The sequence below is a fragment of the Bacillus sp. UNC41MFS5 genome, from assembly GCF_000686805.1.
In genome coordinates, this window is sequence record NZ_KK366017.1 from 1,400,304 (window position 1) to 1,415,157 (window position 14,854).

13 protein-coding genes and 2 pseudogenes are annotated in these 14,854 nt (G+C 37.1%); 11 read left to right on the forward strand and 4 right to left on the reverse strand.

Features of this window, described 5'->3' with window-relative positions:
* The first annotated feature begins 37 nt into the window (after positions 1-37).
* The 4 genes from BR30_RS0123145 (at position 38) to BR30_RS0123160 (ending at position 2,870) form a co-directional block, all read left to right on the forward strand.
* Positions 38-601, forward strand: a complete 564-nt coding sequence (locus BR30_RS0123145) for a DUF2062 domain-containing protein (protein ID WP_026567078.1) — start codon at positions 38-40, stop codon at positions 599-601.
* 103 nt (positions 602-704) lie between these two features.
* Positions 705-1,526, forward strand: coding sequence for a histidinol-phosphatase (locus tag BR30_RS0123150; RefSeq protein ID WP_035445821.1), 822 nt, complete (start codon positions 705-707; stop codon positions 1,524-1,526).
* Positions 1,527-1,576: 50 nt separating this feature from the next.
* Positions 1,577-1,756 (forward strand): hypothetical protein, encoded by a 180-nt coding sequence (locus BR30_RS0123155; protein ID WP_026567080.1) that lies wholly within the window; start codon positions 1,577-1,579, stop codon positions 1,754-1,756.
* 130 nt (positions 1,757-1,886) lie between these two features.
* Entirely contained in the window at positions 1,887-2,870 is a 984-nt protein-coding gene (locus tag BR30_RS0123160) for a glycerophosphodiester phosphodiesterase family protein (protein WP_026567081.1), read from the forward strand.
* 58 nt (positions 2,871-2,928) lie between these two features.
* Here BR30_RS0123160 and BR30_RS0123165 read toward each other — a convergent pair whose 3' ends face one another.
* The 3 genes from BR30_RS0123165 to BR30_RS0123175 form a co-directional block, all read right to left on the reverse strand.
* On the reverse strand, positions 2,929-3,747 hold the full coding sequence (locus BR30_RS0123165) for a GDSL-type esterase/lipase family protein (protein ID WP_026567082.1): 819 nt from the start codon (positions 3,745-3,747) through the stop codon (positions 2,929-2,931).
* Positions 3,748-3,939: 192 nt separating this feature from the next.
* Positions 3,940-4,635, reverse strand: coding sequence for a YhcN/YlaJ family sporulation lipoprotein (locus tag BR30_RS35400; protein ID WP_026567083.1), 696 nt, complete (start codon positions 4,633-4,635; stop codon positions 3,940-3,942).
* Positions 4,636-4,733: 98 nt separating this feature from the next.
* On the reverse strand, positions 4,734-5,645 hold the full coding sequence (locus BR30_RS0123175) for an MBL fold metallo-hydrolase (RefSeq protein ID WP_035445822.1): 912 nt from the start codon (positions 5,643-5,645) through the stop codon (positions 4,734-4,736).
* Between the two features lie 249 nt (positions 5,646-5,894).
* Here BR30_RS0123175 and BR30_RS38735 point away from each other — a divergent pair.
* Positions 5,895-7,008: pseudogene (locus tag BR30_RS38735) on the forward strand (amino acid permease); the annotation flags it as partial.
* Positions 7,009-7,174: 166 nt separating this feature from the next.
* Positions 7,175-7,327: a hypothetical protein gene (locus BR30_RS38140; protein ID WP_231507775.1), complete on the forward strand. Its 153-nt coding sequence runs from the start codon at positions 7,175-7,177 to the stop codon at positions 7,325-7,327.
* 129 nt (positions 7,328-7,456) lie between these two features.
* Here BR30_RS38140 and BR30_RS0123185 read toward each other — a convergent pair whose 3' ends face one another.
* Entirely contained in the window at positions 7,457-7,642 is a 186-nt protein-coding gene (locus BR30_RS0123185) for a hypothetical protein (RefSeq protein ID WP_026567085.1), read from the reverse strand.
* A 686-nt stretch (positions 7,643-8,328) separates the two neighbouring features.
* On the opposite strand from BR30_RS0123185, the gene BR30_RS0123195 reads away from it, so the two are divergent.
* The 5 genes and pseudogenes from BR30_RS0123195 to BR30_RS34365 all read left to right on the forward strand — a co-directional run bounded on the left by BR30_RS0123195 (position 8,329) and on the right by BR30_RS34365 (position 14,768).
* Complete coding sequence (locus BR30_RS0123195) at positions 8,329-9,336, forward strand: DUF3231 family protein (RefSeq protein ID WP_026567087.1); 1,008 nt, start codon at positions 8,329-8,331, stop codon at positions 9,334-9,336.
* A 246-nt stretch (positions 9,337-9,582) separates the two neighbouring features.
* Positions 9,583-11,463, forward strand: a complete 1,881-nt coding sequence (gene htpG, locus BR30_RS0123200; RefSeq protein ID WP_026567088.1) for a molecular chaperone HtpG — start codon at positions 9,583-9,585, stop codon at positions 11,461-11,463.
* 222 nt (positions 11,464-11,685) lie between these two features.
* Positions 11,686-12,929 (forward strand): annotated as a pseudogene (hmpA, locus tag BR30_RS34360) (NO-inducible flavohemoprotein).
* A gap of 172 nt (positions 12,930-13,101) precedes the next feature.
* A complete protein-coding gene (locus BR30_RS0123210) occupies positions 13,102-13,869 on the forward strand; it encodes a TSUP family transporter (RefSeq protein WP_026567089.1) in 768 nt (255 codons plus the stop codon).
* 158 nt (positions 13,870-14,027) lie between these two features.
* Complete coding sequence (locus tag BR30_RS34365) at positions 14,028-14,768, forward strand: GGDEF domain-containing protein (RefSeq protein ID WP_051633737.1); 741 nt, start codon at positions 14,028-14,030, stop codon at positions 14,766-14,768.
* Positions 14,769-14,854 lie beyond the last annotated feature (86 nt).

Genomic DNA, 14,854 nt, shown 5'->3' on the forward strand with positions numbered 1-14,854 from the left:
ATAATAAAGGTATCTATCGTAGTAAGGAGATACCTACATGAGCATTAAACCAAAAAAGTATAATTTTCTTCAACGATTTGGACGTGCTTTTAAGTTAAATATAATTAAACTACTCAGGTCTCCTGGTGGAGCTAAAAAAGTATCCTTAGGATTTGCACTGGGCCTTGGTTTAGAAATGTTGGTTCTGTCAACAGGATCGCTTATCTATATATTATTTGTTCCAATTGTACGTTTAGCGAAAGGTTCATTACCTGCATCGATTATTGGAAATGTGATTGGAAAATTAACACTGCTCCCAGTCATTCTGTTACCTTTTGCAAAAACATTAGGGAAATTTCTATTTCCAATGAAGGTTCATTACGGCCACCATTCCTCGTTTTCGTTAAAAAAATTAATCCATGGCGATTTTCATACGCTTGTAAGTATTCTCCATGGAGGAATTCATACGTTAATAGGAATGTCCATTTTTGGGTTAATTCTTGGCATTTGTTCTTATTTTATTGTGTATCATTTTTATGAAAAAGAAAAAGCTAAAAGGCAAAAAAGAAGACGAGATAAACGTGAAGTTCCTCTTAATTCAATCAATCAGACTTATATATAAGTGAGGTAGAAAAGAAAACATCTTCAATGGAAGGTGTTTTCTTTTTTTAGCTTGTATTAATCTTTTCTAGAGAATGTACATATTAATAATTGAGGTGAAAATTATGGATATATTACATTCGAAATTTGATTTACATACCCATCATGATCGGTGCGGTCATGCACGTGGCAAAATACGAGATTATATTGAAGCCGCAATTGAAAGAGGATTAAATGTAATTGGTATCGCTGATCATTCTCCATACTTCAGCAGTGAAGAGGATCAACTCCATCCCAACATCGCCATGGCAAAAAGTGCGTTTCCGGAATACATTAACGAAGTCCTTCTATTGAAGCAAACGTATAGTGAGAAAATTGACGTGCTGCTTGGAGTAGAGTCAGATTTCTTCCCTGAGTCAGTTGAGATTTACCGCTCCTGTTTTGAGCTATATCCTTTTGATTACATCATTGGATCGGTTCACTATGTGGACGGAGTAAGTATTTTTAATAAAAAGCGATGGAACGGTTTGACGGAAATAGAAAAAATCAAGTCGAAAGAAAATTACTATTCGCTGATTGAGCAATCCGCACGAAGTGGTATGTTTCAAATACTTGGCCATATAGATGCCATGAAAGGGTTTTATCCTGCCTTTTCATCAATTCAAACAGCTGCAGTCGAACATACCCTAAAGGTGATAGGAGAACATGATATTGCAATTGAAATCAACACCTCTGGAAAAACCAAAGACGTTGGCGGCTGGTATCCGTCGGACGATATTCTTGAAATGGCACTACACTATGGTGTGAAGGTAACCTTTGGATCTGATTCACATGATCCGCATCGAGTAGGGGACGATTTTGATCTAGTTCAGCACCGTCTCAAGGAAATTGGGTTCAAAGAATGGGTTTATTTTAAGAACAAAGAGAGAGTGATAGTAAGGATTTAGCATAATTCCATATGGTTTTACAAACACTACCTGTAAAAAGGGGTGTAACCATGGACAAAGAAAAAAAGAATGTACCACAGGAATTTCAAAATAATATTAAAGATAATAAAAATAGCGAAACCAATCTTACAGCAAACTTAGAGGATAATGATATTCAGCCAGAGAGTGCGATTATCATTGGTGGCGGAGATCCAAATCTATCTCCAGATGCCGGCAAACCGCTGATATAATTGAAAGGACACCTTTCCACATTCATTTGAATAGTGGAGGGGTGTTTTTTTGTTCCATAAAATTGTCTGGAATCACGCATTCCAGTATGATTGAATAAGGCAACCTTAATGATCCCAATGGAGGAAAAAAATGAAATTCAAAAAAGGATTAATAAGACTCGGAATATTTCTGATTATATTAATTTTATTTATGTTCTTTAATAATAGTTCTTTATTATCGAAGGATCGAGAGGGAGAGCCGCTCTTACTGGCACACCGCGGGCTTGGCCAAACTTTTACGATGAAAGGGATCGAGTGGGATACATGTACAGCGGAACGTATTTATAAACCAGAGCATCCCTACTTAGAAAACACGCTGCCCTCGATGAAAGCTGCCTTTGAGGCCGGGGCTGATCTTGTCGAATTAGATATAAAACCAACAAAAGATGGTAAATTTGCCGTGTTCCATGACGGAACCCTTGAGTGCAGGACAAATGTGAAAGGGTCAACCAAAGACTATACGATGGCAGAATTAAAAAAGGTGGATATTGGTTACGGATACACGGCTGATAACGGTATGACTTATCCTTTTAGGGGAAAGGGAGTGGGCCAAATGCCGTCGCTAGACGAAGTGATGACACATTTCGATAATAAACCATTCCTGATACATATTAAAAACGCTGAACCAAAAGAGGGGACGATGCTTGCTGGGTTTCTATCGAAACTACCGGAAAAACGTCTTGATCAGCTTACTGTATACGGGGATGATCAACCGATTGCTGCATTAAAAAAACAGCTTCCAGAACTAAGAGTGATGTCAATGGCTACGCTAAAAAGCTGTTTGATCCCCTATTTAGGAGTGGGGTGGACAGGTTATATCCCATCGACCTGTGAGAATACGCAATTACATCTTCCTGAAAAATATGCCCCACTGTTGTGGGGCTGGCCGAATAAATTCTTAAATCGCATGGATGATGTTAACACCAGAGTCATTGTGGTCGCAGGGGATGGAGGGTGGTCTGAAGGATTTGATTCAGCGGAGGATCTAAAACGACTTCCAGATCACTTTACTGGCGGAATATGGACGAATCGAATTGATAGAATTGCCCCGATGGTTAAAGGGGATGGCCAATAGTGTGTTCAGTAAAAGCAATGTACAAAAAAAACCGAAGGTAATGAGTTTTCCTTCGGTTTTATACTGAACTTTTTCTTAATTGATGTTTAAATTGATCAATCATTTGCTCAGAAATGGCGGTATAACCGGCCATATTTGGATGGACACCATCAGGAGAAAGGTTTTGCAGATGGTCCCCGTTGATGACCTTTGTGGTCTCAATGACTATTGACCCTGGGACTTTGCTAGCAGCTTCATATATATTAAGATTCCATTTCGGTAGCATTTTATCGGCCAAAGGATACAATTGGTCATCAGATGATAATGGATTGTACAATTCTAAGAATACAATCGTCGCGTTCGGGTTAAGCATGGTAATTTTCGTAGTAATGTCTGTTAGATTTTTCGAGAAGTTGGTCTTCAATTGGTCGTAGTCTTGAATTACAGAACGAATATCTTGACCCTTTGCCAGTTGAAGAATATCATTGCCGCCCACATTAATCGTGACAATATCGGATTGCTTGATCGCTTCATCAAAACGGCCTTCCTGAACGAGGCTGTTTAATTCACTACTGGTAATTCCGTTGATGCCTTCGTTTTGTGTGACTATTTTTTTGGAAGTTTGTGTTGCCAATTTGTTAGAAAATAGACTGACAAAGTTCTCGTCCTTTGGTGCACCCACTCCACGAATGATAGAATCGCCAATGGCCAAATGATGAATTTGAGTCAGTTTGGCATTACGATAATAATTAAGATAGGAGGTTTGGTTAGAGCTTTTGCTCACCACAACCGCGTGTTTTTTCATTTGGTGTATTTGGTACTGCGGATAATAAATCCACACAGAAATACCAAGGCCAATAAGCAATACAAAAACAAATAGATACTTTACTATTTTCATACCATCCACTCCTTGAATATTCTATTATATCAAGAATATCAAGTAAAAAAAGTAGGATGTGATTTCCAATTAGAAGAAGGATGAAGGCCAAACCTCTTTTGGATCAATAGAAAAAGGTCATCATACAGTTGATGATGACCAATTCTCTTCGGAAACCAGAATTATAAAAAAACTCTGGCATTTTTTTCTACATTATCTAAACATCCTGTTTACAGAATTAGTAAAGTCATTCCACAGACCATTTCTGTTTGTTCCAGTTCGAATATCATTGGAATAGTTAGTCATTTGACCGAAAGTATTGGTGTCATAAGAAATATATACATTGTCGATACTGCGATCTGCGGCACGAACTTGGTTTATGATTTTTTGATCCAGTGTATCGTTCCCACGTGCAGTTAGATCATTGGCACGATTAATACGTGCATTTGTTGTTGTTCCTGTGGTTCCAGTAATGTTTGCGTTGTTGCGATTACCTGTTGTAGCATGCAAATTGGCAGAGCCGTTGGCACCTGTCGTACCGGAATTATAGCCATTTCCATAAGTGGCATTCATATTTGGACCAGTCCCCGTTGTACCCCCACGTGCTCGAGTCCCATTTTGAGTACCCTTTAAACGAACAGCCACATATGCATCATTGTTGCGAATGATCACATTTGCTTGGTCTACTGCATTTAAGCTTTCCACGTTCCTAATGGCGCGGGCAGAAACACGTAAATTTTGGTTTGAGACATTCCTTACATTCACACCATTAATTGCATTATTTCTAACATTATTTGTGCCCAAATTGTTGGTATTATTATTGACTGCATTATCTTTATTATCTGCACAGCCGGTTAAACCGAATAAGGTAGTTGCTAAAACCAAAGTCATCCAGCTTTTTTTCACCACAAAAAATCACTCCCTTAAAAAGTCTTACAAACTTATCGTGACCTGTTTAAGTGAATGTATTCGAGGGTAAATGCAGGTAAATTTTGATTGGAATTTGGTTAAATAACCGTTTCCCCAAGTAGCAGAACTTTTAATTGTTCCTTAGGAAGTTGCTGTTTTTCCCATTCACGGAGTAGACGTTCCAAAGCTTCCGGTCCGGTGTCATCTGCTAATCGATACGTACCATAATGCATGGGCACGAAGGATTTTGCCCTTAATTCAATGTAGGCTTTCACACTGTCTTCTGGTGAAATATGAGCAGGGGCCATGAACCACTCTGGTTCAAAGGCGCCTATAGGCATAAACACCGTATCAATAGAATTAAAACGCCCCGCTATTTGTTTAAACCCACTAAAATATCCTGTATCTCCGACAAAGTAGAGCGTTTCTGGGGGCGATTGAAAAATCCATCCTCCCCAATGAGACGTATTCATATCAGTAAGAGATCTTCTTGTCCAATGTTGTGCTGGAACAAAATGAATCGTTATCCCACCAAATTCTACACTTTCCCACCAATTCAATTCAGTCACATCCGGATAGCCTTTTCTGTTAAAAAGAGACTTCAGACCAGCAGGGACAAAGTATTGGGGGTTTCCTTTTAATTTTTTTAAGGTAGGGAAATCCAAATGGTCGTAATGGCCATGAGAAATAACGACCACATCAATTTCTGGCAGGTCTGCTAACGAGATGCCAGGTTCCGTTAATCTTTTTTCTAACCCCATCCGTTTTGCCCAAACAGGATCGGTAAGAATATTGATTCCATTTAGTTGGATCAAAAAAGTGGAATGGCCCACCCATGTATAAGATGTCTTACTTTTATTTTCCTTTATTTCACGTACCATTTTTAAAGGATATTGTTCAATGTTAATTGTTAAGTCTTTCACTTTCTTTTTCCGTTCTCTCTGCCATTTCCGCAGATCTTTAAACGATTTGTAACTAGTCACATTATCTAAATTTGAATATGTCTTCATTTTTCGTCTCCCCAAATTTCTAACTTTTATGGTAAGTACAGGATATCATGGTTTATGGTAAATTTCCTAAGAAAACAGTCAGCACTTCAAATAGAATCATTTTGCGAAGCCGTGTAAATAATACCCTTATGTAATTAACAAAATAACTGGTATTGGAGTTCAAAATCAATGGAAAAAAAGCGTAAAGGGTTGTCTGCATGGCAACTGACTATGATGGCCTTAGGGAGTGTAATTGGCGGTTCTTTCTTTCTAGGTTCATCCGTTGCCATTCATGCAGCAGGGCCGTCCATTTTACTCTCCTATATTTTAGCGGGCGGATTGGTTTATCTCATCCTTTATGCCTTATCAGAAATGACAGTGGCAAATCCAACGGAAGGATCCTTTAGTACGTTTGCCACTCGAGAGCTAGGTGAGGGGACAGGGTTTGTTGTTGGTTGGCTTTATTGGACGGGAACGGTTTTATCTATGTCAAGTGAAGCAACAGCCATTTCCATCTTAATCCGCGAATGGGTCCCTAATGTTTCCATTTGTTTGTTGGGTAGTTCGATTATCATTGGTGTTACACTATTAAACCTATTAGGTGCAGATAAGATAGGTAAATTAGCAAGCGGTCTTTCAGGTATAAAAATATTCGCGATTATTTTTTTTTATCATCACAGCTATCGTATTAATCCTCGGGTTGCTTCCAGGAACTCCAACCATCGGTGTGGGTGAGTTAAGGACTGAACCGATTATGCCTGGAGGGGTAAAAGGGATTGCAGGGAGCATGTTGTTGGTGATTTTTGCTTATGCAGGTTTTGAAATCATTGGACTTGCGGCAACAGAGGCTGAAAATCCAAGGGATACCATTCCTAAGGCGATTCGATACACGGTATTTTCTCTTGTAGGATTATACATTCTTTATGCTGCAGTACTTTTACCACTCATTCCGACAGCAACTTTGAATGAAAACATTAGTCCAATGGTCGCATCCTTAGAAAGATGGGGGATTAACTGGGTCGGCAGGGCGATAAATATTGTGTTAATTTCAGCTATTCTTTCAGCCATGTTAGCTTGTATATTCGGACTTGGGAGAATGATTAGATCACTTGGCGATGAAGGACATGCCCCGAATATACTAAGAGATAAGAACGATGTACCTTACCGTGGAATATTATTTTCCGGTTTTGCGATGCTCGTTGGCCTCGGATTTGGTCTCTTGTTTCCGAGGGTTTACTTGGTCCTTATTACGACAGGAGGCTTTGCATTAATTTTTACTTATGCCGTAATTATGGCCAGCCATATTCGCTTCCGCAAAAGAAATGGATGTCCTCCCGAAGGATCCGTCAAATGCGCGGGTATCCTTATACTTCTTGGATTGCATTAATTAGCATGATTATTGTCCTAGTATGTATGCCGTTTATTCCTGGGCAAGGGGTAGGTCTCGTAGCTGGTATTGTAATGGTGGTGTATATGCTTTAATTTATTATTTTATGAGACTTTACAAGCGGTCTAGTTCGGAAAATACATTGAAAGAAGGTAGTCCGATTTTGAAAAAACAACCATCTCTTTTAACAGAATTCTCGGAGGAATTTAACGGAACAACCGAATCACAAGACAAATTGAACAGCAGCCAATCTAAAAAAAAGAATGACGAAATGTTTGAGGAAGAAGAGCGAGCGAGAGAGCACTACGATGGATGAAAGTTTTTTAATAAATGCTATGCTTCTATCTTTGAAGCATCACCTGGTGGCAAGATGAAATGGCGATGAATGTTCTTTTTAAAATGCAAAAAAAGAAAAGCACCCATAAGAGTGCTTTCCATACTATCCCTACTTACTGAACAAACCTTTTACGCCTTTGTAAATTAAGACGCATGAGAAGACAAGAACAGTTAGCATGCCAATGATATCAGTAACAGGGGAAATGCTTTCGAGAAATGAATCGGCTAAAGGAACTCTAATAAGTGCAAAACCAGACAAAATCGAAACAAAAAATAATAAAATTCGATTATCCATTGGTTCACCCTCCTTCCTATGCGATTGATAAAATATATGTCAATATCGTTACAAGTATGTCAATTATGTGAAAAATTAAAATTTAAAATAGTGGTCTAACAAGTTTGAGGAATAGACATAACTTTGAGCCCGCCCCTAAGATAAGTTGTAAAAGAGAATAATTAACGTGAAAAATGACATAATATGTTCAATATGGATAATGAACACTCTTTAGGAGTTGGAATTAACATGGTATTTATATGTGCCCTACTTGTAGGACTTATAATTACAATGATATTTATGCCGAAAAGGTTAACATTATTATTATCCCAACCGTAGGTTATTTTGCCTGGATTAGCCATATTATTGTAGGATTGATTATAGACCTTTATGACATGGGTCCTTCTAAGAAGATTGGAATGGCCGATTGGGCGCTTATCACGTTTGTACCATCATTCATTGCAGTTGTTTTTTTAAACTTTAAGAAAACGAATAATCTACTTGTTTCGCACTGGTTTGGACAGTGTTGTCCGCACTAGTTGAATTGGTTCTAATGAAATCAGGATATAGAAAAATCATGGGTGGAGTATTTGGTATTCAATTCCGATATACTACCTTGCATTTTTAATCCTTAATGGGTATTACAAACTAATTGTTAAAAAATAACTTATTAAGTATGAACAATTCTTTGATGGAGTTGAAAATCAATGGAACACCATAACCCCAAGATAACATCAGCTGAAATTTCAATGTTATGGAGTACATACATTGGTGATTCAATGGCTATTTGTATTCTTACTCATTTTTTATTAACTACTGAAGATCAAGACATTAAACCCCTTATCGAGTTCGCTCTAAATACTGCTCATGACCATCTCCATCAAATTTCAGAATTATTTACAACAGAAGATATTCCCTTGCCAAATGGTTTTGGAAAACAGGATGTGAATTTACAAGCAAAAAAGCTCTTTTCTGATGTAACATATATGCGTTACCTGCACCATATGGGAAGAACGGGATTGAATACATATAGCTTAGCTAAATCCATTTCCTCAAGAGAAGATGTTCGATACTTGTTCAAAAGGTTTTATGAACAAACGGAAACCCTTTATGACAGAAATACAAAATTGATGCAGGAAAAAGGCGTGTTTATCAGGTCTCCATATATTTCTTATCCGGAAAAAGTAGAATATATTACGGAGAAATCCTTTCTTGGAGGTTTAATCGGTCACCGTCGTCCACTGCTTGCCATGGAAATTGCCCATTGTGGGGTAAACATTGAGGTGGCAAACGTAGGTAAAACGCTACTTTTAGGATTTAGTCAGGTGGCTCAGTCCAAAAAAATAAGTGACTATTTTAAAGAGGGGTATGATTTAGGAAAGAAAATGGTGGAAGATTTTATGATAATATTAAAAGAGGATGACAATTCTTATCCTTCAACTTGGGACTCTACGATTTCAGGGAGCAAAGAAGCTCCATTTTCAGATAAACTAATGTTATTCCATACGAATACACAGAGTGCTATTGGAATTGGGGACTTCGGGCTTGCCATTGCCGCCTCACTTCGTAAGGATTTAGCCCTCATGTATGAAAAATACCTTCTGAAAGTTGGCACTTATGCGGAAGAGGGGGCAAAAATCATGATTGATCATGGCTGGTTTGAAAAACCTCCTCAGTCGTTAGATAGAGAGGCCATCCGGAACCAAAAAAAATAAGAAAAACACCACAACACTAAAAGAAGAAGGATTATTTTAACTTAAGTCAAAATAATTCTTTTTTTTATGCGAATGATGTCTTTTTCTTTAGGATGAAAAACACCAACATATTGACAGATTAACAAAAAATATGATATTAAATATATGGAATTAGCACTCAGTAAGTTAGAGTGCTAATAGTTCTGATTTACAACCTAAATAAGTGATTACATAATCGTATTTTAAAAGTGGAAAGGGGATTTTTTGATGTCGAAGAAACAGTTTCAAGCAGAATCGAAACGATTACTAGAAATGATGATTAACTCCATCTATACACACAAAGAGGTATTTTTAAGAGAGTTACTATCCAATGCAAGTGATGCGATTGATAAGATCTATTACAAAGCATTGACGGACGATACTTTACGTTTCGACAAAGATAACTATTTCATTAAATTGATTCCGGACCAAGAGAACCGAACATTGAAGATCCTAGACACTGGGATTGGAATGTCAAAGGAAGATTTGGAAACGAACCTTGGGACGATTGCTAAAAGTGGTTCCCTTGCATTTAAAAAGGAAAACGAAATTAAAGATGGCTACGACATTATTGGTCAGTTCGGGGTAGGTTTTTATGCTGCATTCATGGTAGCTGACGTTGTTACCGTCATTAGTAAGGCATTAGGTAGTGATGAGGCCTACAAATGGGAATCCACAGGTGCTGATGGCTATACAATAGAACCGGTTGAAAAAGATTCAGTTGGTACAGAGATTATTTTAAAGATTAAAGAAAATACAGAAGATGAAAACTACGATGAGTATTTACAGGAATATCGCTTAAAATCAATCATTAAGAAATACTCAGATTTCATCCGTTATCCAATCAAAATGGATGTTACCAGCAGCAGACTCAAGGATGGCAGTGAGTCTGAATACGAGGAATATCAGGAAGAACAAATCATCAATAGTATGGTTCCAATTTGGAAAAAGAATAAAAGTGAGTTAACTGATGAGGATTACGGAAACTTCTATGCAGAAAAACGCTACGGTTTTGATAAACCGATTAAACATATCCATATTAGCGTAGAAGGGTCAATACGTTATAATGCTATTCTTTATATCCCAGAAAAAACTCCGTTCGACTTCTATTCGAAAGAGTTTGAAAAGGGATTAGAACTCTATTCTAATGGGGTACTGATCATGGATAAATGCGCGGACCTGCTGCCTGACCATTTCAGTTTCGTCAAAGGAATGGTTGATTCCGAGGATTTATCCCTTAACATTTCAAGAGAAATGCTCCAGCATGATCGCCAATTGAAGCTGATTGCTAAAAACATTAACAAAAACATCAAAAGCGAATTACTTAGCCTTCAAAGAAAAGAACGAGAAAAGTATGAAGAATTTTATCAATCGTTCGGTCGTCAGTTAAAGTACGGAGTCTATAGTGACTTTGGTGCCAATAAAGAATTACTACAAGACCTGATTATGTTCTACTCATCCAAAGAGAAGAAACTCGTTACGCTAGATGAATATGTGTCAAGAATGCTAGAGGATCAAAAATATATTTATTACGCTTCTGGTGAATCCATTGACCGCATTGAAAAACTACCGCAGGCAGAATTTGTGTCAGAAAAGGGCTACGAAATTCTTTATTTCACCGAGGATATCGATGAATTTGCCATCAAAATGTTAATGAACTATAAAGAGAAAGAATTCAAATCAATCTCAAGCGGTGATTTAGGAATTGAAGGGGAAGATAGCAAGGATGCTACTGAAGCCAATGAGACGGAAAATAAAGAACTCTTCGATTATATGAAAAACATTTTAGCTGATAAAGTGAAAGATGTAAGGATTTCAAAAAGGCTAAAATCGCACCCAGTTTGCTTGGCAACTGAAGGAGATATTTCGATTGAAATGGAAAAAATTCTTGCAGCCATGCCTGATAATCAAAATATCAAAGCGGACAAGGTGTTAGAAATTAATAAAAACCATGAAGTCTTCCAATCCTTAAAAGAGTCTTTTTATAATGATAAAGGTAAATTGGACCTGTATACTAAATTATTATTTAATCAAGCACTATTGATTGAAGGATTACCAATCAGCGATCCTGTAGAATTTACAAATGATATTTGTAAAATAATGGTGTGATCCATTTAAATACTCTCATATGCCGACCTCATTTATTGTGAGGTCGGTTTTTTGTACCACTGCTGATAGAAGTCAAACAAACGGTATTCCAAAAATAATCATCCCGTTACAGAAATTACCTTAATAGTGATTTGGTACTTGGATAACCTTATTATTGAAGAAAGAAAGGGGTCCAAAAAAATGCCTGTAACAAAAATTGAAGATAAAAATTCTTGGCAAGAAGTGCTAAAGGTAGTAAAAGCACTTGATTCGAAAAAACTTGAAATCATTAAGTCAACCTTACCCGTAGTCAAAGAGCACGGTGAGGCTATTACAAAGCAATTTTACAAGCGAATGTTTAAAGAGCATCCAGAACTTCTGAACATTTTTAATCAAACACACCAGATGACGGGTCACCAACCGAGAGCCTTAGCTGATGCCGTTTATGGCGCTGCCGCAAATATTGAAGATTTTAGTAAAATCATGCCAGTACTAGAGCGTATTGGAGAGAAACATCGGAGCTTACAAATAAAGCCTGAGCATTACCCCATTGTCGGGGAAAATCTTCTGGGAGCCATAAAGGAAGTATTAGGGGATGCAGCTACCAATGAAATCTTGGACGCATGGGCAGATGCCTATGATGTCATCTCCGATGTGTTTATCCGAATGGAAAACAAAATGTATCAAACCACCGAAGCAATGGCAGGAGGATGGGCAGGATTTCGTGATTTCACTATCGAGAAAAAAGTGAAGGAGAGCGATGTGATTACCTCCTTTTATTTAAAGCCAAAGGATGGAAAACAAATTACAACGTTTATTCCAGGGCAATACATAACAGTGAAAATAGAGAGTCCTGATGAAAAATATACCCATCTTAGACAATATAGTTTGTCTGATAGCCCTGATTTAGACTATTACCGGATTAGTGTAAAGCGGGAAGATTCGAAAGGCGACATACCAGCTGGAGTGGTATCATCCTATCTTCATAATCATGTAAACGAAGGGGATATTATTCCAATCACTGCGCCTGCAGGTGACTTTTATTTAGATATGGAATCAAAACGTCCATTAATATTAATTAGTGGTGGGGTCGGACTTACACCAATGATGTCTATGTTAAACACGACAGTGAAAGAAAAACCAGATCGTGAAATTTATTTTATCCATGCAGCTATTAATAGTAATCTTCATGCATTTAAAACACACGTAAACGATTTGGCAGCAAATCATAAGAACGTAAAATCATTTGTTAGATATGAAAAGCCATTAGAAGAAGATAGGGAAAAAAAAGCTTTGATAAAGAAGGATATATTACTCTCGATTGGATTCAACAGGTTGTACCTACCAAGGATGCCGATTTTTATTTTTGTGGACCAGAGCCTTTCATGAAAGTGGTTAATAACTCATTAAAGCAATGGGGGATACCAGATGAACATATTCACTATGAATTCTTTGGGTCCTTTGGCAGATTAGACGCTGACATCTAAAACAAAAATGAACACTATTCATGACTCCCTTCTAAATTATGAAGGGGGTTTTTGATTTATTGTAAACCAAATCATTTTTTGATGTATAATGATTTGATGATATGCTCTTTTTGTGCATTTGCGTTTGAAGAGATAAATTTTTGTAGTATGAACGAAATGAAAGGCTGATTAAATGTTATTTGATTTAGATCCATCGTTATTACTTATTTTAGTTGTTTTTGGCTTTTTGGCTGCATTTATTGATTCCGTGGTTGGTGGCGGGGGGCTGATTGCCTTGCCAGCATTGTTGTTTACAGGTCTGACGCCAGCGGCTGCCGTGGCAACCAATAAACTAGCAGGAACAATTGGCTCCTTAACAAGCACGGTTATGTTTTATCGTTCAGGAGAGCTTAATTTAAAATCTGTCTATAAATTGTTTCCACTCACATTTATTGGCTCGATGATTGGTGCTTGGACGGTTCATTTAATGAATCCCGAACTACTAAAGCCATTGATGCTAATTATGCTCGCAGTGGTTGCCATTTATACAATTTTTAAGAAGGATTGGGGCAGTATTTCAACGGACAAAAAATTCGCCATCCACCATCAGATTATTTTTATGTTGATTATCTTTGCAATCGGATTCTATGACGGTTTTATAGGCCCAGGGACAGGTTCTTTTTTAATCTTTGCCTTTTTAATGATGGGCTTTAATTTTTTAAAGGCGGCAGGGAATGCCAAGTTTTTAAACTTTGGAAGTAATATCTCTGCATTGTTGATGTTCATTTATTTAGGACAAGTAAATTACGCCTACGGGATACCGATGGGTCTGGCACAAGTGGCTGGGGCAATTGTAGGTTCGAAATTTGCGATTAAACGCGGAAGCGGCTATGTCCGTGCCTTGTTTATCGTCGTTACCTTTTTATTGTTAGCGAAAAATACGTATGATTATTTTCAATAGTAGAGAATAAAAACAGTTAGAATCGAGTATTAGGAAAATTCTTATTAAGGTGGTAAACAAATTTCTTCACTTTTTTAGTACCCATAATCTGCATTTGATAATTTGCTATAGTTTTAGTATTCTGTTAAAAGATTAATAAAACTTGGAGAGAAACTGTTTTGAAAACAGAGAGAAAATATACGAAATGGTCTTTTAAAATAATTTTAATTTTAATGGGGTTACTTTTTTTAAAAGTTTTTGAAGTATTTGTATTACAACGATTAATTCATTGGATTTGGAATATACCTTTGAATGGATTGGAAGAGTTCATTGACATACTTATTACTATTTTGATTTTCGTACCATTCCTATTTATTGTGATGCATCAAAGGATTACTTTAGAGAGAGCGGAAGAAAAGTACAAAGAGTTAGCATATTATGACCCAATGACTGGACTTTCGAATCGTAGATATTTTGAAAGGGAATTGAACCATTCACTAGTGCGGCAACGTATAGATAGAAATACTGGAGCTGTCCTGTTACTCGACATAGACGGATTTAAACAGGTAAATGATTCTTTTGGCCACGATGTTGGTGACCTTTTATTAAATGAAATCGGAAGGCGACTGATGAATTGTGTTGGTAAAGAAGGTACTGTTTCACGTTTTGCAGGAGATGAATTTATCATTTTATTTCCAAACACTGACAAGCCTTTAGTTTTAAAGTATGTGAAAAGAATCATCAAAGAGATAAATATGCCTTTTACTATTAACGAAAATCTAATTTATTCTTCAACAAGTGTTGGTATTGCTTTTTTCCCAGAACAAGGAGATAAAGCAACGAATTTAATAAAAAATGCTGATATAGCAATGTATAAAGCTAAATTACATGGGAAAAACACATATGAATTCTTTTCCTAATAACGAATGTAAGAATTAAAGAACCAGCCGCCATTTGGCGGCTGGTTCTTTAATTCTTAGAATATGACTCCGAATAAAGGAAAATA